Genomic DNA, 23,605 nt, shown 5'->3' with positions numbered 1-23,605 from the left:
TTTTTGACATAGGAAATATGACTTAGGACATATGACTTAGGACATACGACTTAGGACATAGGAAAACAAACGGTGGGAATTGGTAAAATTTCGCAAGAAATTTAAACTCCTTTCTCCTTTCTCCTCTCTCCTCTCTCCTTTTCTAACAAAAAATTAACGTTAATTTTGATTTTTTAACTTAAACTGTTAATTTTAAATAAAATACAAGTGTTATGAGAAAAACTATACTTACAAATTTCTTACTACTGATCATGCTGGGCAGCACTAATGCTGTCTTTTCGCAGATCGACCCGCCCTGTATGATAGCGGGAGCAACCCTTTGTGACAATTTTGATGCTTATACTGCAGGTGATCCTCTTGGTCCCGGGGCCAGTTGGTGGACTACCTGGAGTGGCGTGGAAGGCGGAGCAGAAGATGGTGTGATAAGCACTGATCAGGCATATTCAGGATCTAATTCCATGCTCGTTTCTGAAGGCGGAGTAAATGATATCATCCTGAAATTGGGTGATCTAAGTTCAGGAAAATGGCGCCTGGAATGGCAAATGTATGTTCCGGATGCAAAAACCGGTTATTACAATATTCAGGAATCTGAAGTTCCTGGAGTTGCCTGGAATCTCGAATTACTTTTCGGCCTTAGTGCTGTTGGAGTTCCAGCACCATCAGGTGATGGTATCATTTCCATTCCTATCGGCGGACCAACTTTCTCTTACCCTGTTGCCGATTGGTTCTTAGTGGAACATATTATCGACCTTGATGCTGATGTTATGGAAGTTTATGTTAACGGATCATTGGTATTTACTGATGTTTATATGGGTAATATCGGTGCGATCGATTTTTATTCCATAGATGCGAATAACAAATATTATATTGACGATGTATTATTGTCGGAAGTGCTTCCTGCTGAAGCTTGTGCAATTCCGGATGCAATATTCTGCGATAATATCGATACTTATACCGCAGGCGATTATGTTGGACCTTATGCCGATTGGTGGTCTACATGGAGCGGAGTGGAAGGAACTGCAGAAGATGGAATTGTTAGTGATGAATATGCTTATACAGGTGAAAATTCTGTGTTAATTCCCGAAGGTGGAGTTACCGATGTTATTCTTAAACTTGGTGATCTGAGCAGCGGAAATTATCGCCTCGAATGGCAAATGTATGTGCCTTCGGGTAAAATGGGATATTATAATATTCAGGAAACGGAAGTTCCCGGTGTTGCATGGAACCTCGAATTATATTTTGGTGATGTAACAGAAGGAACAGGTGAATTTACCGTTCCTGCGGCCGGACCAACTTTTACTTATCCTGTTGATCAATGGTTTAAAGTGGAACATTTAGTTAACCTCGATGCTAATACCATTGAAGTTTATATTGATGGTGTTTTAGCTTTAAGTGATGTGTATAATGGGAATCTTGGTGGCGTTGACTTTTATTCTGCAAGCGCTACTAACAGATTATACCTTGATGATATATTATTGATCGAAGCAGTTATACCCGAACCTTGTGCTATTCCAGGTGCAATTTTCTGCGATAATATTGATACTTATACCGCAGGCGATTATGTTGGACCTTATGCCGATTGGTGGACTACATGGAGTGGTGTGGAAGGTACTGCCGAAGATGGAATTGTTAGTAATGAATACGCTTATGCGGGTGAAAATTCTGTGTTAATTCCGGAAGGAGGAACCACAGATGTAATTTTAAAATTAGGCAATGCAAGCAGCGGAAATTATCGCCTTGAATGGCAAATGTATGTGCCTTCCGGTAAAATGGGATATTATAATATTCAGGAAACGGAAGTTCCCGGTGTTGCATGGAACCTCGAATTATATTTTGGTGATGTAACAGAAGGAACAGGTGAATTTACCGTTCCTGCGGCCGGACCAACTTTTACTTATCCTGTTGATCAATGGTTTAAAGTGGAACATTTGGTTGATCTTGATGCTAATACCATTGAAGTGTATATTGATGGTGTTTTAGCTTTAAGTGATGTATATAATGGTAATCTTGGTGGCGTTGACTTTTATTCTGCAAGCGCTACAAACAGATTATACCTTGATGATATTTTATATACTGAAATTGTTGGTGCTGAACCTTGCGCAATTCCGGGTGCAATATTTTGCGACAATATCGATACTTATGATGTAGGTGATTATGTTGGACCTTATGCCGATTGGTGGTCAACATGGAGTGGTGTTGAAGGTACTACCGAAGACGGAATCGTAAGTGATGAAGAATCTTTTTCTGGTGATAACTCTGTTTTAATTCCTGAAGGTGGAACTACCGATGTTATTTTAAAACTCGGCAATAAAACTACCGGAACCTACCGCTTAGAATGGCAAATGTATGTTCCTGATGGAAAATCAGGATATTACAATATTCAGGATACAGAAATTCCTGGTGTTCTTTGGACACTTGAATTATATTTTGGTGATGTAACTTCCGGAACCGGTGAATTTACTGTTCCTGTTGGAGGTCCAACCTTTTCTTATCCTGTTGACCAATGGTTTAAAGTGGAACACTTAGTTGATCTTGATGCCAATACCATTGAAGTAATAATAAATGGTGTTTCTGTTCTTTCAGATGTTTATACCGCTAATTTGGGTGGAGTAGATTTTTATTCTACAGGAGCAGTTAACAGATTATTTCTTGATGATATATTATTTATTGAAGAAGCAGGTACACCTACAACTTATTATCAGGATGCTGATGGTGATGGTTTTGGAAATGCCGCAGTATTTATTGATGTAATTGGAGATCCTCCAGCAGGTTATGTTGCAGATAATACAGATTGTGATGATACAAATGCTGCAATTTATCCTGGTGCAACAGAAATTGAAAATGATCTTGATGATGATTGTGATGGTCAGATTGATGATGGTGTTATTGCCATTGAAGATCTGAATGCACATCTTGTATTCATGAACATTTATCCTGTTGCATCTAATGGTATTTTCACATTGGAAATTATTAATACTTCATTGGAGAATAATACTTCGTTGAATATTTATAACAGTGCAGGTCAATTGGTTTACAATGAAACTATGGTTGCTGCAAATGGAAAAATTGTTAAACAGATCAATATCGAAAATAATGCCTCCGGTATTTATCAGGTTCAATTAATTTCCGGAACTGATGTACTTAATAAACAAGTAGTTATTCAAAAATAATTATTCCGTTTTATTCATAATAAAAAAGATCCCGTCGTTTTGGCGGGATCTTTTTTTATGTTAAAAATAAAATTAAATATCCTTCATCACATCCTCAATTTTCGGATACTTAAAGTGAAATCCTGCGGCAATTAATTTTTGTGGTATCACCCATCTGCTTTTCATAATTAGTTCTGTTTCTGTTCCGATCAAAAATGCACCGAAGGCAAGAAACCAACGGGGAGTTGATATACCAATGGGCATTCCCATTGCTTTTCTGATTGCACGCATAAATGCATCATTATTTAAGGGGTAGGGAGATGAAATATTAAAAATGCCGTTTAAATTTTCATTCGCTGCCAAAAATTCTATGCTTCTGGCTATATCTTCCACGTGTACCCAACTCATCATTTGTTGTCCGTGACTCATTTTTCCACCCAGACCAAATCGCACCAAATTCTTGAATCGCAGAATAACACCACCTTCAATGCCCAGAGTAATTGCCATACGCAAAACAATTTTTCTGGTATGCGGAACATTTTGTTCGTAAAAACATTTTTCCCAGGCCTTACAAACATCCATGCTGAAATCGCTTCCGATCTCTCCCGTTAATTCGTCCTGAGGATAATCATCAGCGTGCCGATAAATAGTTGCTGAAGCAGCATTGAACCATATTTTGGGAGGATGTTGTAAAGTATTAATGGCAGTACCCAAAATTGTTGTTGCCTTAATGCGTGATTCAAGTATTTCTTTTTTATTTTTTTTCGTGTATCTGCAATTTACACTTTTGCCGCTAAGGTTTATCAATATATCAGAATTCTCCAATACATCCTTCCATGTCCCTAAACTTTTTGCATCCCATAAAATATATTTAATATTATTTTTGGTGGGATGAGAGCTTCGGGATAAAATTATAATTTCGTTTCCCTTATCAGCAAAATATTTTGCAAGATAAGTTCCGATAAATCCACTTCCCCCGGCTATTACTATTTTCATAGTTATTTAATTTAATGATGATTATTTTAAAAGGAGTGATCAGTCACAGTCGCAGTTTGTAATATTGGCGATTTTTTTAGGGTTTACCGTTAGTGAGACCCTCGCTTAGAGCGCGAGCCTCACTATTTCAGCAGCGAAGTTTTCAAAGGTTAAACCCTTATTTTCCTCCGTACCAAACCCTTTCAACACCTTCTACAATTTCAACCCTTCCAACCCTTTAATTCAAAGCCCCGCAATTTAATTATAAAACCGTTTTATCCTTAATTTCTGGCATTACCTTGTCAATACGCTCTGCTAATTCGGGTAGATGACAAGTAGGCACTTTAGGAAATAAATGATGTTCGGTATGATAAAACATATTATAAAATATTTTTGTTATAAATGGCCCCCGCAAAGTTCGGGAATTTAATTTGTTACTGTCGCAATCGTGATGAACTGTCCAGACCGCAAAAAACGAGGTAAAACATTCACCAATAATCATCACTGTCACATGATAAGTGATCCAATCGATACGGATTATAAAATAGGTAATAAAAAATACCAAAAGGATGACACTCACTTCAAAAAAGATCCAGCGTTTAATAAATTTATTTGCGTACTGCATGGCATGCCGATGAATCAAAATAATAAAATAGGGACCAGTCATTATTGCTTTCCACCAATTCATTTTTGCACTTCTCGCCTCCACATCTTTTTCGCTTAGGGGATGTTTGTGATGTTGAATGTGATTATATTTTACGGCATGCATGCTTGCCATCATGGTGCTGCTTAAAAAGAACAGGAACCATTCGGTGGCGCGGTTAGAAATTCCCATAGTGTAATGTTGCGCGTTATGTGATTGGCGCAATCCTGTCAAAAAGAAAAAAAAGGAACAAACCAATGCAGGAAGATACAAATGAAAATAAGCCAAAACGCAGGAACCAACCAACCAGGGAAGAGATAACAGAATTTCCACTGCAATTTCCCTTCTTGTTAAATACAACAGATCTTTCCATTGTACTTCTTTCAAACGATCATCTTTAATTAATGGTGTCGACATGATCTTAATTTTAAAGTGGTGATCAAATTAGTTTTCAGATCTTTCAATTTGCAATCTTCTCAATTCATTCTCCCGCGATTTCTTTTTTCCTCTGAACAAGATATACATATTAAAGAAATGCATAAAGCCTAAAACCAAAATTATAAGTCCTATTTTTTTACTCAGCATTTCCATAACGTCCTGCGGGGTATTAAGCTTCTCGGAAATCGTCATGATATATAATATATATCCGGCATTGATGAGATAAAATCCCACCAATAACAGTTTATTCACCGAATCGGCGAGTTCCTTGTTGCCATGAAATATTTCGAGCAGAAAAATTCTCCCGTTGGTAAATAAGGTTCTTGCAACCCAAATGGTGAGCATAATGCTTATTGGCAAATAAACGCAATAAGCCACGATGGTTAAGTTTTGCATAATTTATCTTTTTAAATTGTTAGAAGTTATTGAAGTTTTAGAAATAATTGAAAGTTTGACATAAAAAAAATCAGCGGATCAGTTTAATAAAAGTATTTAAGAACCAGCTTTCATCACTTTTGATCACAAGTTCCATCATTTTGTCCCCTTTATTGGTTAGGGTATTCAGATCCTTCAGCACATCACTGAACTCCTTGTATTCCGGGTTCTTTTTATCACCTTTTACCTCTCCCAATTGATGAATGATCTGTATCATCGGGTCTATTTCTCTTTTTTTTCTTTCCTTAAAAATGAGGCGAAAAACGGTCCACATATCTTTTTCCGCAACAAAAAAATCTTTCCGTTCGCCGGCTTTGGTTTCCCTTCTTACGAGCTGCCAGTTAATGAGTTCGCGCAAATTGATGTTCGCATTTCCACGACTCACTTGAAGTTCTTCCATCACCTCCTCCGTAGTGAGCGGCTCCGCAGAAATAAGCAAAAGCGCATGAATCTGGGCCATGGTCTTATTTATCCCCCATTGGCTACCCAGGCTTCCCCAGCTTTGAATAAATTTATCTTTTGCTTCCGGCAGGTTCATATAGCAAAGGTATATTAAAGTTTTCGAACTTTCAAAATATACTGAAAATTGGATGTAGGAAATAGGACATAGGAATCAGGACTTGACATAGGAAAAGGTAAGGGGGACATAGGAAAACAAAGGGTTGAATATGGAAAAATTTCGCAAGAAATTTAAACTCCTTTCTCCTCCCTCCTTTCTCCTTATTGGTATCAAGTATCAGGAAAACAAACGGTGGGATTTTTAAGATTTACTACCTCGGAGCGAGTGAGGCTCTCGCTCTTAGCGAGGGTCTCACTAACGTATCGACCCAAAAATTTCGCAAGAAATTTAAACTCCTCTCTCTTTTCTCCTCACTTCTCATTATTATTTTTTCTCAATATTAAAAAACCCATTCAAAAATTTTCTGAACTGAGAATTTTCGGCGGCGTATTTTAGGATGAGATAACGAAGTACGTGCGGGGGTAAATAACTTAAATGTTCTTTAATTTCCTCGTAACCTGTAGTATCGAGTTTAACTAATTTATTGCCTTCTTTTTTAATATAAAATAAAACAGCAGCAACGTGTTTGCAGGGGTCTTCCGTGTCGTTGCAATTACATTCCCAATAAGTAATGGAATCGTTGTGTCTTTTGAGTTGCACAACGTGATCGTCGTAACCCTGAACAATGGCCATCCATTCGATTCCATTAATATTAAAAACGGATTTAACCCGGCCTTCACAATAAAAATCATACCCACGCAAACGCGTTTTTTCATTGAGTTCTGATTCGAGATGATTGAGATGGATTACCACCTTGCAAAAATAGAGAGAAGTAATCAAATTGTTTTGATTATTATAGCGATAGCGTGCTTCCCTATAAATTAAAATGCATGGATCATCAATACAATATTGTTTTGAAAAGGACATTACTGTGTTTACCTTCGTTATAAATATTCTTTATGACAGACTCCACAACACAATTTGATCAGATCGTAAAAGGGCGCAGGAGTATGCGTGTATTTGATGCGGAAAAACCATTTGATTCCAATGCAGTATTAAGAAGTATTCAGAGATCATTACTTGCGCCAAATTCGAGTAAAATGCAGATGTGGGAATTTTATCATGTTAAAAGCGAGGATAAATTAAAGGTAATTTCAAAATTTTGTATGAATCAAAGTGCTGCGAGAACAGCACGCGAAATGATAATTATAGTTATTCCAAAAAAGAAATATAAACAACGTGCAGCATCAAACTATGCGTTTCATCATGCGCGTTATAATAATAAACCCGAAAAAGAATTAACTAAAAGAGAACAACGCAGATTAAAATATTATTCGCAATTAATGTTATTTTATTATTTTCAGGATTGGTTCGGAATTGCAGGAATGATCAGAAAATTAGTGGTAAGTGTTGCATCTTTTTGGCGACCGGTTGTTTGGCAGGTGAGTAAAAATGATCTGCGTGTAGTTTGTCATAAATCGGCAGCACTGGCAGCACAAACATTTATGTTAAGCATGAAAGCGGAGGGTTACGACACTTGCCCCATGGAAGGATTTGATTCACATAAATTAAAACGATATCTAAAATTTCCTTCCTCCTATGAAATAAACATGATCATAAGTTGTGGACCCGGAACAGAACAGGGATTATATCATGAACAATTCAGAGTTCCGGAAGAAGAAGTAATATTCACTTTATAAATTTATTTTTACCATCCTGTTTTAAAAATGGATTTGGCAGCATTTAAACTGCATTTTTGGTAAGTGCTATAAGCAGATGCCGCGCTGATAAAAATAGTTCGATCATCTTCCATGTTTGCCCATGCATTAATAATTGCACTTATTACATAAGCTTCGGGCGCCATTAAACTTTTTGTAGTTACTAATGGATATGCATTTACATAGTTGAGTCTTTCTTTAAAATAAGAATGCGAAATACATGCAATTACCACAGCATCCTTTGGTGTCGCACTCTTATTTACTTTTTCATTAATGCCATTGTCCATTAATCCGTTATGACCGGTGAATGCAACAAGGTCTGCTTTATTGAGATCGATAAATACCGTATCATTTATTTTCACCGAATCATTTAGTGTTTCAGCAAGGTTACTAAAAAAATCTTCCAGACATAAAGTCATTTCATCACCGGCATATGCATCGGCAATAACTATTACCCGTGCGGAGGGAGTTATATTTTTCTCAAAAATAATTCTCTCCAACACTGCATTGGAAGTATCTATTACATCAGAAATGATCTTCCATCCTGTTTTTTTAAAATGGGTTTTTAATCCATATCCCGCTCCCCAATAAAGATTTGTTTTAAGATTTTGTCCATCACCAAGACTTGCAGAAACCGGAACGATTCCCTGATTATCATTATCACACAGCGGAACAAATACATGAACAATGAGTGGTTGTTTTTGCAGGATCTTATTTTGAAGATTAATTTTAATTTCCTCTCTGTTGAAACTGTCGAAGGGCACCTCTTTCACTTGCGGAATTATATTTATTGCCGGTAAAATATTGGATTCATCGAATTTGGAAATATCTTTTTTTTCCGATTTACAGGAAACAAGCGACAGGCCAAGAATCATGATCAAGGAATTAATTAGGGACACCTTCATTTTCCAGGAAGTATCAATAATTTCATTATTATTTATAGGCATACAAAGGTCATTAAGTTATTAATAAAACAAAATCCAGCTCCGAATGTATAATTACAGTTGCCGAAATTTTGCCACCTTTTGTTTGACCAAAAGGTGGCGCCAAAAGTCAAGGGCTACATCAGGCGGCTAAAATGTCCCTAATGCTTGCCACCCGGAGCGAAAAAGGCGCCACAACTAAATGTTAACTAGGTGGTTCCAATGGAAATTAGTGTTTAAATCAAATTCTACTTTTTCCAAATAGTGGCGCTGATTTTCGCTCAAATCTCGCTACCATCGGAGCTTTTAATTTGATGTGGCGACGCATAAGGGACATTAAAACCACCTGCTGATGCCCACCGACAGCTCCCGAAACTAATATTGAGGATCAATACTCTTTAATTTAATTTGAACTCCTTATATGAATTTATTCAATTAATAAATTGAGGATTATTTAGTGCAAATAAGAATAAAGGTAATAAGTCTTAATTTCAAAAAGACAGATCAACTATAATCACTCACTCCCCAATTTTTACCACTGACCCATTAATTATCGATATATTTTACAATACTAAAACGAGGTAAATAAAAATAAATTGCATAAAAAAATCCCGATAAAATTTACCGGGATCTTTTATAAATATTTTGTAGTAATTAAAATCTTGGGCAATCTATTGGTTTCATTTTAGGGTTCACATCTATACATCCCCAATAGATAAACGATAATTCGATACCACCGCGATAATCGGTAACTGTAGATAATCCCGATATATTGATATCATAACTCAAACCGAAATTAATATTGTTATAATCTAATCCGAGATTAACGATAAGTGCATCGGCAACATCTATATTATCCACTGTTCTGTAATGTGTTCCGATATACACCATGGAAACACCTTTTTCCAATTGTAATCCAACATCAATTCCGCTGTTCATTTGAACGTTGGAACCTTCTGTTTGTTCCATATATAAGAATGAAGGGATCAACACAGAGTTTTTACCCATCCCAATTTTGAAGGATCCATATCCAACATAGTGGGCATTTAATTTATTTACGTTGTAGTTATAAAAAGATTCGGTTGGTTCGGTAAGGTGGAAATAGGCTCCTCCAAGTTGCATCGCGAAATTGTCGCTAAAACGGCTTCTCCAGTTTACACCGGCATTAAGGTCGAGATAAGAAAAATTGTCGTCACCGTATTCTCCGCTCGGAAGTGTAGGATCAATTCCATTCAGACCGATTTGTGATTCGAAGATTAATTTATTGTAATCAACGCGTTTCTGCACAAATCCGACTTGTCCTCCTACAGAGAGATAGTGGTTTTCGTCCCCAAGTTTTTGGTGGTAGGCAAAAGAAGCCATCATGGTAAGGTTTGTAAGGGAACCATCACCGGATACATCATTGTATACCATTGCACCAACGCCAAAGATGTTACCGTTCATTTTATCTCTCCATAAACCGGCATCGAAAGATCCGGCAAAGGTTTGATAAGATGCAGGCCCAACTGCACTCGCCCATTGATTTCTATAGTTTAAAACCCCTCTGTATGTACAGGGAGTTAAGCCGGTTAAGGCAGGATTTAGGGTCAGCGGCGACTGAGAATATTGCGAAAAATGAATATCCTGAGCTGAGGAGCTCATTACTGATGAAACAATAATTAAAGCTAAGAGAATTCTATTCATAAGGTTATTCCTGGCTTATTCAATCCAAAGTTACTAAAATCTTGTAATCCACACAAAATTAACAAAGGAATTTGTCATTTGGATGTAAACGTTGAATGTTTAGACAAAATTGGGTTTCCTTAATTTTTAATTCATTGGTTAAAGATACAAGTTAATGAGCCACGACAAATGGTTCTTTATAAACATTATCGGCGGAATCCAAAATTAAAAAATACACCCCGGGGTCGAGGCCTGAAACATCAACTGAGCTTTCAAAGATGCAATTGTCATTTAAAAATCGCCTGGCATAAACTGATCTACCGGTTATATCACAAATTCTTAAAGCAACATATTCAAGGGGATCCTTTAATTCAATGTGCAGGAATTGGGAAGCTGGGTTTGGAAAGATTTTTACATTTAATTCCGGCGAAAGGATGCCATTTTCAAGAATAATATCTCGTTGACTTAAGGTTAAACACGAATCATTCCCATATTCTATATACTGAGTGATGGTATAAGTGCCCGGTTCGGAATAAGTGTATGGTCCGGGAATTTCATCGCCAACAATTTGTCCTTCCCCAAAGTCCCACCAACTATTCGTATGCGATCCTTCTATTGTATAATCGTGCACACAAACCGTTAACCCCTCTTCATGCCAGATGGAAAAATCGGAAACGGGAAGATTTCCGGAATTTAAATAAATTGTTTTCAGGTCAAAGGCGACTGTAATTGTTTGTTCAAGGTCTTTCATTTCGAAGTAAACCAAAATTTTAGTATTTGCATTAAAATTTTCTTCCTCTATTAACAGCATTGGTATTTCCACCTCTGTTCCAAAAAAGACGGAATCGGAAAGATTTGTTGACCATTTATAGATAAAATCCTCCGGTGCTTCCATTAAAATACCGGCAGTATCAAATAAATTAATAGATAAGAAAAGGGTATCATTGCGATCCGTCAAACATTCCACTGTATGGTTTATAATTATAGCCTTATTTGTTTTTTGCAGATATAAAGCACTATCAGGCATCCATTGAGAAAGAAATTGACTTACAGGTTTATAATCAGGATTTGTTATTAAATTATTCCATTCATAGGGATCAATTTCGCGGTTGGAACCAATTTCATATAACTCCTCTTCAAATGAATTTGAAGTATTGTCACAATAGGAATTAGGGAAAGATCCATCATTATTATTTTGATATCTGATATAATGAAATTGTTCATTACGAATAGAATAATGCGGAAAACAGGAGCCAATTCCAACTTTTTTATGAATGGATGTGAGGGCAGGATATTCATAAATTAATTCCGGTTGATCAATCAGGGGAATTAAACTTTTACCATCAATATATTTTGATCCGTTGGAAAAGTTAGGAATATTAACATTAGCTAATTCACAAACAGAAGGGAATAGATCGAGTAGCGATACAGTTTTATGTACAATTTGATTTCCATTTTTACCCGGGACAACAGCTATAAGTGGCACACGAATATCCGTTTCCCATAATGTCCATTTAGTCCAGTGTTTTTTTTCCCCTAATGAATAACCATTATCACTTAATATTATTATTACCGTATTTTGTTTAAGATCGGGATAGGCATTTAAAGCATCCATTACGCGACCTATCTGCGCATCAATGAACTGCACCGCAGATATATAATTTATTTGATAATTTGCCTGTGTAAGTTCCCCTACTAGAAATCTTCTATCATTATCCGATAAAAGTGGATCAATTTCCGGAAGCGTGTTTATGTTATTTACAAAATTATCAATATCGTTATACATATTTCCTACATCGGCAATTGATTGTGCAATACCGTGATATGGTAAAGCATTATAATCATCAAATTTTATTTCAGGTTGAGGAGGCATTACAATTCCGTTGTAAGGAAATGCATTGTTAGGCAAATTGAAATTTATTGGGAAAGGATCCTGCAAAATGTTTTCTTCATAAAATCCGGGACTATACTTTTCAGGAATGTATCTTTCAAGATGTGGTTTATAAAATCCAAGTGCCAAAAAGAAGGGTTTATCGCAGGTATTTACTGTGCCGGCAGCATATTGATGAATAAATTCAATAGCCGTATCTGCACCAATATAATCCTCCATCAATGTTTCCTGGTTATCAGGAATTTGACCCCAGTCAAAATAATTACCAAAATTAAATTCCTCCCATTTTTGCAGTTGTGTTTCTGAATCAAAATTTAAACTCATTCTGTTCCAGGATAAACCTTTAGAACATGGGTCATTTTCACTTTGATCGAAATCATTCTCATTTGGACTGTGAAAGGTTTTATTTATTGAATAGGTAAAATAGTTTCCGCTATCCTTTAAAATTTGTGGTAAGGTAAATATTTCAGAATTATTTTTTTCGGCTGTGAAATTGTCACGAAAAACTGAATTATAATCATCGTTTGAATACACCTGAGTATAGTGAAGGTCTTTTCCCGTTAAAAAACTTGTACGGGAGGGTGCACATCCTGCAGCGTTAGCATAAGCGTTTAAAAATATGGTTCCTTCTGCTGCAATTTGGTTTAGGTGGGGAGTTGCGATCTGCGGCTGATCTGTAAATCCATTTACATAATCGTTCAGATCATCTACAATAATAAAAATAAAATTAGGTGGAGATTGTGCGACAATTTTACCATAAAATAAAACAGGGAATAATAAGGCCAATAAATATTTCCTTACCATTTCATTAATTTTTAGGCATTACAATAAATGAACCCGTTTCAATTTCTCCGGGTTTTTTATTGATGACAAAATATACTCCCGGTGTATAGTTTGAAATGTTTATCTGTATAAAAGGGTAATCATTTGTTGTTAAATTTAAAACCTGAGTTATTCTGCCAACTACGTCTGTTACATAAAACATTCCATTTAATACAGACTCGTTTATAAAAATATTTACATATTCATTTGCGGGATTAGGGTAAATAAATAATGTATTGTTTGAGGTATAATCAGATACTTCCACCTTAATTGTTTGTTCAAAGCTAATAATACAACCCGGATCGTTGCCATATTGCATATAACACAAAACAGTATACGTTCCGGGAGTTAAATAAGTATAAGGGCCGGGGTCAGCGGAGTAGATCAAGTTTCCTTCTCCAAAATCCCACCATATGGAATTATAACTACCCGTGATTTCCAAATCTGTAATATAGGCAGTAAGTTCTGTTCCGTTAACCACACCAAAAGAAACATTTGGAATATTATCACTCTCTAAATAAAAATATTTTGTATCAAATGCCACAACTGTATTTTCTATAGTATCTATCATCTCAATATAAAACATAATTCTATCATTTGTAGAAAATACTGCTTCGGGAATTTCGTTTAAAGGAAATTGAGTAGTTGGAGTATAGAATATGTCATCAGTTAAATTATTTGTCCATTGATAAACATAATTAATTGGCGGGGTCGTTATAATTCCCAAGGTATCATATAGATCAAAATAAAGGTTGAGTGTATCTGTTATATTTACGAGACATGGCAGGGCATTATTTTTAATTAATATTTTATAGGTATTCTTAAGATAAAATGGTCCATCAGGCATCCATTGGGTAAGATAATTAATTACAGGTTCGTAATCCGGATTGTCGATCAAATTATTCCACTCATTCGGATCTGTTTCTCTATTGACACCAATCTCATAAAATTCCGATTCTTTAAAACTGGAATCAGGATTGCAGGAATTTAAAGGATCATCACCATCAGAGCTGTATTCAATATATTTAAATTTATCAGATCTGATGGCAAATTGCGGGAAACAGGAACATTCTTTATTCGCTTCTGCCTCCCATGAAATTAAAACAGGACGTTCCCACGCAAGTTCAGGATTATCGAGTAAAGGGACTATACTTTTTCCATCCAAATAATTTGATCCATCGGAAAATTCAGGATAGGGGGTATTAGTAAGTTCACAAATAGTGGGATAAAGGTCTAATAAACTTACAGTTCTATCGGAAATTATATTTCCTGGTCTATTTGGATCATAGATAACAAAAGGAATCCTGATATCCATATCCCAAAGGCTTCGTTTCATCCAGTGATGTTTTTCGCCTAATGAAAACCCATTATCACTAACTAAAACAATTATTGTATTTTCTTTCATTTCAGGTACTGTTTCCAAATAGGCCAAAATTCTTCCTATGTGAGAGTCAACGCTTTTTACGCCGGCCATATATGCCATTACGGCATTTGCTCTTTTCGATTCCGCAGTAACCTCCCAACGTAAAGAATCTGTAAAGTCAGGGTCGATCACGGGGAGATATGGAAGGCTATCAGTATAATTGGTAAATGATTCTTCAATGTCTCCTTGTCCTATTGCAATCGATTTTCCGAGGGGCCCAAGATTAAAATAATCATTCCATTTTATTTCCGGTTGCGGAGGCATTATGATGCCATTAGGCGGATATGAATTAACCGGGAAGTTGTATGGAATTTTAAAATCAGCTGCATAAATATCCTCCAAATAAAATTCAGAAAAATAGGATTGTGGAACAAAAAGATCTAAATGTGGTAATGCAAATCCTAAAGCAAGAAAAAAAGAACTGTCACATAATTCAATTTCCCCGGTATTAATTTCGGTAAGCACTTTAATTGTGGAATCTACCGCTCGTGAATCTTTCATGTCGGGTTCATAAATATCGGGAACACGTCCCCATTTAAACTTTTCAACACCTTCATTTGTAGACAGAAGAATGGAATCTGTTTCATCAAATTCACCAAAGGAAATAACCCTGCTCCATGACAATGCCTTTTCGCATGGATCTGCAGTTGTTGCATCGTAATCTTTATTAAATGGATCGTGAAAAACTTTATTTACTCCAATAGTGTAATAATTTCCTACATCCTTCAAATGTTCGGGCAGTGTGATTACTTCCTCATTATTTGATGTTTCTGTAAAATTATCTCTGAATTCATCTATGTATGCGTTATTTGCATAGATATTTGTATATAAAATATCTTTACCACTTAAAAAACTAGTTCGGGATGCAGCGCAGACAGGATTGTTACAAAAAGCATTATTAAACTGATATCCATTTTCAATTAAAAAATTAATATTGGGGGTGGTAATTTGAGTTTGTCCATTGAAGCCTTCCACATAATCATTTAAATCATCAACTATAATAAGTATAATATTAGGTTTTGACGCAGTTTGTGAAAAAACGCACAAAGTATAAAAGAGAAAAATAAAAAGAAGGGAAAAATATTTTTTCATCATTTGGGATCATTTTTATGTATTACCGCGAATTGTGTACCCGCTGATATTCCATTAATATCTATATAATAAAGGTAGTATATTCCGGATGGGAAAAGGTTTACATCAAACGTATGAATATTGGAGGTGGAAGATGTAAAGTTCTGCCTTATTAAACATCTGCCTGCATTGTCATAAATGAGTAAATTACCATTAAAATTTCCTGATTTGAGGGAGACTGAAATAATATTTCTTGCCGGATTTGGGTATGCCCAAAGTATATCATCCTTGAAGTATTCTTTTATATTAGTGGTAAAAGTTTTAGAAAATGTTTTTATACATGTTGTATCATTTCCATATTGCACGTAACATGTTATAGTATAAGTGCCGATCGCTGCATAACTGTAAAACTCCGGATCGTCGTCTTCAATGATGGTCCCGTCGCCAAAATCCCACCATATATCATTATAAGTTCCGGTTATTGCAAGGTCAGTTATAATAGCTTGAGTAGTGTCACCCTTTATTGTATTAAAGTATATTTCCGGTTCATTAATTTCATTTAGGTAAAAGTATTTAATATCAAATGCTGCCTTTATGGAATTAGCAGTATCAAGCATGGTCAAATAAATAAATAGTCGGTTCGTTGCAAGAAAATCGTCTTCGTTTATCAAGTCAGTAGGAAATACGACTGAATTGCCATAAAGTGAATCATCAGTTAAATTGTTTGTCCAGATAAAAAGATAATTTGCCGGAACCGGAGATAAAGCTCCCGTTGTGTCGTATAAATTAAAATTCATTACCAGAGTATCTCCATGATCTAACAGACATTGAAGTGGATCATTTTGAATTTTTATGGTATAGGCTTTTTGCAAATAAAGATCTTCACCGGGAAGCCATTGACTTATAAAATCTTTAACAGGTTTGTAATCATCATTCTCAATTAAGTTATTCCATTCGAAGGGATCTATATCTCTATTGAATCCTATTTCGTATAATTCCTCTTCTGTTTGACTCATGGCAATATTACAATCGTATAGACCGTATTCATTATTTGTTGCATATTTTATGTAATGGAATCGTTCATCGCGAAGTGAATATTGCGGAAAACATGCACCCTGATCTAAGGAATCTTTTTCACTGTAAGTGGATAAGACAGGTCTGTAAAAGGAATAACTATTATCAATTAGAATTGGTGCCAAACTTTTTCCGTCAAGATAATTATTTCCATCCGGCATATTTGGATAATCGACACCCACTAAGTCGCAAATAGTTGGGAAAAGATCAATATTACTTACTGTTTGATAAGAAATTTGTTCCACCGGGTTTCTAAGATCTGCAATTATTAAAGGTACTCTTGTATCGGTTTCCCATAAACTACCTTTTAGGAAATGTTTTTTTTCCCCGAGGGAGAATCCATGATCACTTGTTATTACAATAATCGTATTATTATAGATCTCGGGATTTTCCTGAAGAGCCGTTAATAATCTTCCAAATTGATCATCAATAAACTTGATAGTTGCCATATAAGCAATAATAGAATTTGCCCATACTGCTTGCTCCAGAATTTCAATTCTTTCCTCGTCAGTTAACAATGGATCTATTTCTGGAATAGGAATAATTTCTTCTGCAAATTCCAGTAAATTATTTAAAGGTCCCGGATCAGCTAAAGATCTTGCAACACCATCAATGGGTAAGTGGTTATAATCATTAAATATTGTATCGGGCTGGGGAGGCATTATTATTCCATTATAGGGATAAGCACCTTTTGGAAAATTATAAGGATAATTAAACGGGGAAGAGTAATAATCAGATAAATAAAAGTCTGAATAATATTTTTCAGGAACGAAATAGGGTAAATGCGGTTTGAGGAAACCAACTCCTAAAAAAAATGGTTTTCCGCAAGTAATATCAGCTCCGTCGCCAAATGCATTAATAAACGCGATCGCGGAGTCGATCATAATATTATCTTCCATGTAATCTTCAAGAGTGTCATTGAGCAGACTCCATCTCACATTGTCGGGCCCTCCTAAAGCAGCATCACCTGCATTATCAATAACGGCAGAATCGGTGAAATAAAAAACTCGGTTCCAGGAAAAATCCTTATCACATGGATCGGTACTGATACTGTCGTAATCGATCAGGTTTTCATAACAATGCATGATCTTATTTAATGAATATGTAAAATATCCCGCTGAATCTTTTAACCATTCAGGTAATGTAAAAACGGTTTCATTATCCAATGACGGCTTAAAATTGAGTCTGAAATTTTTACATTTATATTGTGGATTATTGTAAATATGGGTATAGTAAGGTTCCTTACCTGTAATCATACTCGCTCTTGACGGACCACATTGAGTGGAACTGCAATAACTGTTTATAAAGGATGTTCCCGGAATTTGCTATAAGTGTAAGATTGGGGGTTTCCACCTGAATCTGGCCACCAAGATCTTCAACATAGTCATTAAGATCGTCGAATGTAACAAATATAATATTTGGAGCCGGGGTTACCTGCGCTTTTAATACCTGCCTGTTTGTAAATAGGATGAGGCAAATATAACCAAGCGTGAGAGAAGTAATTTTCAATGTTTTCACAGTAATTAAATGGTTTTTATAAATTGGCCAGGGTAACAATATATACCGGTTTTAAACACAATAAAATATAATCCTTGGGTTAATTCAGAGATCGACAAACTAATATTTAAAGTTTGATTATTAGCTAAAGATACGGCTTTTACTTTTTCCCCTGAAATTGAATATATCAGGATCTCTCCATCTTCCACCAAATTTTGAGTATGTATAAACAGGTTGTTTTGCGCAGGGTTAGGATATACCAATAAGAGGTTTGCTGGAAACAAGGTATTTGTGGTGAGTACACAAACCTGTTTAAATTGGGCAACACATATATTTTGGTTCCCATAATAGCAGCTTGCTGTAATAGTGTATGTTCCCGACGAATTATAAGTATGTTCCGGGGGATTTGTTCCGGAATATGTAAATCCATCCCCAAAATCCCATAACAAATCGCTGTAATTACCATTCATAGTTATATTACTAAGGGCAACGGTATTACTGTTGTATAATTGTTGCACTTCAAATTTTATTGATGGAGTGGATTCTTCCTTAAGAATAATAGTTTTTATATCGAGCGCATTTATTGCGTGAGATAAGGTGTCGATCATCTGTATTGTAAATAAAATTTGATTTTTTGATTCCAAAAGATCTTGATTGATTGAACTGATTTTAAAGCAGGTTTCGATACCAAACAAGGTATCTCGGGTAAGATTATTTGTCCATAAATATATATTATCAGCGGGTGGTTCAATTAATAGGCCTTCATCACTATATAAATTAAATTTTAATACGATCGAATCTGAAGCAGTTAATGCACAATCCAGTTCTGCAGTTTCAATTAAAATTTTATAGGTTTTTTTATTTTCAAAAATATGGCCGGGGAGCCATTGTTGCAAATAATTTATAACTGAATAATAGGTAGAATCATCAGCAATATTATTCCATTCGTTTGGATCAGTTTTTTTATCAATTCCAATTTCATACAATTCTTTTTCTATTGTTGTTTTAGATGGATCGCAATCTAATGCGGGAGGAAGGTTATTGGAATGATATTCAATATAATGAAATCGATCGTTTCTAACAGAATATTGTTCAAAGCAAGACGCTTCCAATCCCAAAGCGTCTTTAAAAATGGTTAGAACCGGCCTTTCATATATAAGAGATGTATCAGAATAGATCATCTTCGAACTTATTCCATCCAGATAACTATTTCCCTCACCATTTAATGGAGGTTCAATATTTGCAAAATCGCATAGAGTGGGAAAAATATCTAACAAACTAATTGGAATGGAACTATTAATATTTGTTGGATTCCTCATATCTGCTATAATAAAGGGGATACGGATATCGGTTTCCCAAAGGCCACGTTTTTTCCAGTGCGTTTTTTCGTCTAAAGCATATCCATTATCACTAGCTATAATGATGATCGTATTATTTAAAATATCCGGATTTAACTCCAGTGCATTCCAAAAACGGCCGAGTTGATCATCAGCAAATTTAATTGCTGCCAAGTATGCCATAACTGCATTGGCCATTTTTGACTTAAATAAGATCAATTTTCTTTCCTCATCTGTAAGTGTATCATTTATAACAGGTAATGGGTAGAGATCTTCACCCCAGGCAAGAAGCTCATTATGAATACCCGGGGGAGCCAATTTATTACTCATATAACCCAATTGATCAATATCGCTATAAGGCAATATAGGTTGAGGTGCTAAAACAACTCCGTTGTAAGGAAAGGAGTTTTCCGGATAATTAAATGGAATATCAAATGGAATTTTATAAAAATCAGTTACATAGTCATTTAAAAAATATTGTTCAGGAATAAATAATTCCTGATGTGGTCTATGATATCCCAATGCGAGAAAAAATGGTTTGTTGCAGAATTCATTTTGATCATCCTGATACTGATTAATAAAATTAATAGCAGAGTCGGTGATCGCATAATCCTGCATCTCATATATTAGCAATGAATCTATTTTCGACCATTCAAATTTTTCAATATCCTCATTTGCAATCTCTCCGGCTTCTAATAATGCATTGCCATTGGGTTTATAAATGGCCTTATTCCAGGAAAGCATTTTAGCACAATTATCGGAAGTAACATCATCATAATCAGGGTAAAAACTATCAGCATGAAAAATTTTATTCATACTTATTGTATAATATCCACCCGAATCTTTTAAATATTGGGGTAGTGTCACTATAAATTTATCAGCTGGAAAATTACTTCTAAAATCATGATCATTAAATTCTTCATTATTATAGATTCCCGTATAATGTGGATTTTTACCCGTTAACCAGCTTGTTCTGGAAGGTGCACAAACCGGGGCTGAACAAAAGGCATTTAAAAAAGTAGTACCAAAATCGGCAATTTTAGCAATATTCGGCGTAGAGGATTGAGGATGTCCATTAAAACCGGTTACCCAATCATTTAAATCATCAAACATGATAATAATGATATTTGGTTTTTCTGTTACCTGACCAAAAGCGCACTTTACACCCAAAAAAATAACAGCAAAGAAAAAGATACCACGATTTAACATAAACTTAATCTTATGGTAAAAATATAATAATTTGCAATTATTCTCGTATCCATTTAGTGAACGATGCTAAAATAAGTGCGAAACCTAGCATTAACTTAGCAGAGCAATATTTATGCAACCCGGTTTAGTCGAGTTCATTATCCAATTAAGGCTTTTTATGGTTCGAAAGACATCAAAAGATATATATATATATTTACAATATGATAAAAATAATATATAATTAATTTTGAGAATTGTATTTTGTTAATGAAAATTACCTAAGCAACTTCGAAATTAATCTGTCTTAGAATTCACCTCACAATTTCCAATAATTTATTACCTGTAATTTCTCCCGCATTTATAGTAACAACATAAATACCCGGAATTAATTGCCCTGTGTTTATCTGAATGGATTCCTGGGATGAATAATATTTTTGTTCAAATACAACTTTTCCTAAAATGTCTATTAATTGAATAGTAACTTCCTGGCTTGGTTCGTCTAAAATTATATTTAATATATCATCTACGGGATTTGGATAAATATTAAAACTGATCTCCGCAATTCCCTCGCGGGTAATAGTAATATTTTTCGCTTTACTTTTCACGCATCCGTTTCCATATTCAATATAATTTCTAATAGAATACGGGCCTGGAGCGGCGTAAAAATGGGTATCCGGAATAAATTCCTCCGAAGTAATGCCATCACCGAATGTCCAGTATGTATTTGTATAACTTCCAACAATATTATAAGAAACAATATCAGCACTGTTTAAAACAGGATCTGTTACAACCGCAAATGTTGAGGAAGGAGTATTTGCACTGTTGATCGAAATTTCATGTGTTTTAAATGCAACAAGATCTCCGGATGTGAGATCCGTTACTTCCAGATAAAAAATTATTTTATTATTTGCAGTAAATACCGGTGCCGGAATTGATGCAGTATTAAAATTATAATTTCTACCGAAGAAAGTTGCTGCAGTTAAACTATTGGTCCATTTAAATTGATAATTTGATAATGCCGCGCCGCCAATTGCTGATCCCATATCGGAATATAAAAAGGAGGAAATTTTAACTGTTGTGCTATTATTTAAAAAACAGGGTAATGGTTTGGTTGATATTTGAACAGTAAACGCTTTTTGTAAATACAATGAACCACCCGGCATAAATTCTTCTAAATAATCAATAACAGGTGCGTAATCAGGATCGGCAGCTAAATTATTCCATTCGTTGGGGTCGGTTTCTCGATCAACACCAATCTCATATAATTCTTCCTCGTAATAAGTTCCGCCAAGATCACAAGTGGTAATTCCAAGGTCTCCGTTATTATTTTTTTGATATCGTATGTAATGATATTTTTCGTTTCTCACAGAATAATGCGGAAAACAACTCCCGATTCCGGATGTTCTTTTAGTAGTGGATAAGGATGGATTTTCTATTAACGAATTCGGAGCATTGAGTAATGGAATAATGCTGTGTCCATCGAGATAATCACTTCCGTCGGCAAAGGTTGGATATGCAACATCCGCGAGATCGCAAATAGTTGGAAATATATCTAACAGAGAAACATTTCTATTACAGATCTGATTTGAAGGTCGTGAAGGATCTACAATAATAAAAGGAACTCGCAGGTCGGTTTCCCATAATCCCCATTTTGTCCAATGACGTTTCTCCCCAAGAGAATAACCATTGTCGCTTACTAAAACAATTATCGTGTTCTCCATTAATTCGGGAAAGGCCTGTAAGGTATCAATCACTTTTCCAATTAATGCATCAATATATTGCACAGCGGCAACATACACGAGGTCTTCGTTAGAAGCTGCTGTTTGCATAATAATATTTTGTCTTTCTTCCACCGTTAAACCTGCATCAATAACCGGTAAAAAAGGAAGCTGATCAACAAATTCAATTAATTCCAGATAACCCTCACCGAAATCTGCAAGTTTTTGTCCCACACCTAGTTCAGGCAGCTGATAATAATCATTATATATAGGATCAGGTTGCGGAGGCATAAAATGGCCATTTAAAGGAAATGCATTGGCGGGAGAATTATATGGGGCAACAAATGGTTCTTCATAGATATCTTCAAGATAATAAGGTGGGAAATATTTTTGAGGAATATATCTGTCGGAATGCGGACGATTATATCCCAATGCTAAAAAGAATGGTCTACCGCAAGTGTTAGCCGTTCCATTTGCAAATTGATTAATAAATTGGATGGCACTGTCGGTCATGATATAATCCTGCAAAATAGGTTCTAAAGAATCAGGTATCATACCCCAGTCAAAAAAATCTCCGAATGCATAATTATCCAGCAAATCCATTAAGGGAAGAGTCTCATCAAAATGTTTCATTTTGTTCCATGACAAATCTTTATCACATGGATTTGGTGTTGATTTGTCGTAATCATTTTGTGCTGAATTGTGAAATATTTTTTCTAAAGCATAGGTATAATATCCACCCGAATCTTTTAAAATTTCAGGAAGTGAAAACACCTCAGCATTACCCTCAGCGGCAGTAAAATTACTTCTGAATTTAGCAACGTAATCTTCATTATTAAAAACTTTAGTATAAGCAATATCCTTACCTGATAAAAAACTGGTTCTGGAGGGCGCACAACCGGGAGTATTTACATATGCATTTACAAAACTAATTCCCATAGATTCCAATTCATTAATATTCGGAGTTTGAACTTCCGGATTGCCGTTCAATCCCTGTGTATAATCGTTGAGATCATCCACCACAATAAATATAAAATTCGGTTTTGCTGGAACTACCTGAGCAGAAAGTTGAAAAATAGCAAAAATAGTAAGGAGCGTAAAAAATTGAATTCTCATTTGATTTTTTTTAATCAGACAATATA

The 23,605-nt window shown here is 35.3% G+C and carries 14 protein-coding genes; 2 read left to right on the top strand and 12 right to left on the bottom strand.

The window, feature by feature from the left end:
- Nucleotides 1-212 precede the first annotated feature (212 nt).
- Nucleotides 213-3,170, top strand: coding sequence for a T9SS type A sorting domain-containing protein (locus IPI31_04515; protein MBK7567069.1), 2,958 nt, complete (start codon nucleotides 213-215; stop codon nucleotides 3,168-3,170).
- A 72-nt stretch (nucleotides 3,171-3,242) separates the two neighbouring features.
- Here IPI31_04515 and IPI31_04510 read toward each other — a convergent pair whose 3' ends face one another.
- The 5 genes from IPI31_04510 to IPI31_04490 form a co-directional block, all read right to left on the bottom strand.
- Nucleotides 3,243-4,145, bottom strand: coding sequence for a TIGR01777 family protein (locus tag IPI31_04510; protein MBK7567068.1), 903 nt, complete (start codon nucleotides 4,143-4,145; stop codon nucleotides 3,243-3,245).
- 241 nt (nucleotides 4,146-4,386) lie between these two features.
- Nucleotides 4,387-5,184, bottom strand: coding sequence for a fatty acid desaturase (locus IPI31_04505; GenBank protein MBK7567067.1), 798 nt, complete (start codon nucleotides 5,182-5,184; stop codon nucleotides 4,387-4,389).
- Between the two features lie 27 nt (nucleotides 5,185-5,211).
- The gene (locus IPI31_04500) at nucleotides 5,212-5,601 is read right to left on the bottom strand and encodes a hypothetical protein (protein ID MBK7567066.1); all 390 of its coding nucleotides are present in this window, start codon (nucleotides 5,599-5,601) and stop codon (nucleotides 5,212-5,214) included.
- Between the two features lie 70 nt (nucleotides 5,602-5,671).
- A complete protein-coding gene (locus IPI31_04495; GenBank protein ID MBK7567065.1) occupies nucleotides 5,672-6,178 on the bottom strand; it encodes a transcriptional regulator in 507 nt (168 codons plus the stop codon).
- Between the two features lie 345 nt (nucleotides 6,179-6,523).
- Entirely contained in the window at nucleotides 6,524-7,066 is a 543-nt protein-coding gene (locus tag IPI31_04490) for an SWIM zinc finger family protein (GenBank protein ID MBK7567064.1), read from the bottom strand.
- Nucleotides 7,067-7,098: 32 nt separating this feature from the next.
- Between IPI31_04490 and IPI31_04485 the strand changes: the two genes are divergently transcribed.
- Nucleotides 7,099-7,839, top strand: a complete 741-nt coding sequence (locus IPI31_04485; protein ID MBK7567063.1) for a nitroreductase family protein — start codon at nucleotides 7,099-7,101, stop codon at nucleotides 7,837-7,839.
- 8 nt (nucleotides 7,840-7,847) lie between these two features.
- Here the strand turns inward: IPI31_04485 and IPI31_04480 are convergent, their stop codons facing one another.
- The 7 genes from IPI31_04480 to IPI31_04450 form a co-directional block, all read right to left on the bottom strand.
- Nucleotides 7,848-8,804 (bottom strand): hypothetical protein, encoded by a 957-nt coding sequence (locus IPI31_04480; protein ID MBK7567062.1) that lies wholly within the window; start codon nucleotides 8,802-8,804, stop codon nucleotides 7,848-7,850.
- A 630-nt stretch (nucleotides 8,805-9,434) separates the two neighbouring features.
- Nucleotides 9,435-10,463: a PorP/SprF family type IX secretion system membrane protein gene (locus IPI31_04475; protein ID MBK7567061.1), complete on the bottom strand. Its 1,029-nt coding sequence runs from the start codon at nucleotides 10,461-10,463 to the stop codon at nucleotides 9,435-9,437.
- A 151-nt stretch (nucleotides 10,464-10,614) separates the two neighbouring features.
- Nucleotides 10,615-13,137 carry a sulfatase-like hydrolase/transferase gene (locus IPI31_04470; protein ID MBK7567060.1) on the bottom strand — a complete coding sequence of 841 codons (2,523 nt, stop codon included), beginning with the start codon at nucleotides 13,135-13,137 and terminating at the stop codon, nucleotides 10,615-10,617.
- Nucleotides 13,138-13,141: 4 nt separating this feature from the next.
- On the bottom strand, nucleotides 13,142-15,673 hold the full coding sequence (locus IPI31_04465) for a sulfatase-like hydrolase/transferase (protein ID MBK7567059.1): 2,532 nt from the start codon (nucleotides 15,671-15,673) through the stop codon (nucleotides 13,142-13,144).
- Complete coding sequence (locus IPI31_04460) at nucleotides 15,670-17,979, bottom strand: sulfatase-like hydrolase/transferase (GenBank protein MBK7567058.1); 2,310 nt, start codon at nucleotides 17,977-17,979, stop codon at nucleotides 15,670-15,672. The genes IPI31_04465 and IPI31_04460 overlap by 4 nt, the downstream gene beginning before the upstream one ends.
- 267 nt (nucleotides 17,980-18,246) lie before the next feature.
- A complete protein-coding gene (locus tag IPI31_04455) occupies nucleotides 18,247-20,766 on the bottom strand; it encodes a sulfatase-like hydrolase/transferase (GenBank protein MBK7567057.1) in 2,520 nt (839 codons plus the stop codon).
- A 290-nt stretch (nucleotides 20,767-21,056) separates the two neighbouring features.
- A complete protein-coding gene (locus IPI31_04450; protein ID MBK7567056.1) occupies nucleotides 21,057-23,579 on the bottom strand; it encodes a sulfatase-like hydrolase/transferase in 2,523 nt (840 codons plus the stop codon).
- Nucleotides 23,580-23,605 lie beyond the last annotated feature (26 nt).

The organism is Bacteroidota bacterium, assembly GCA_016706865.1.
Taxonomy (GTDB): domain Bacteria; phylum Bacteroidota; class Bacteroidia; order Chitinophagales; family BACL12; genus UBA7236.
The sequence above is the reverse complement of the archived record's forward strand: the minus strand, read 5'-3'. Positions and strand labels throughout refer to the sequence as shown.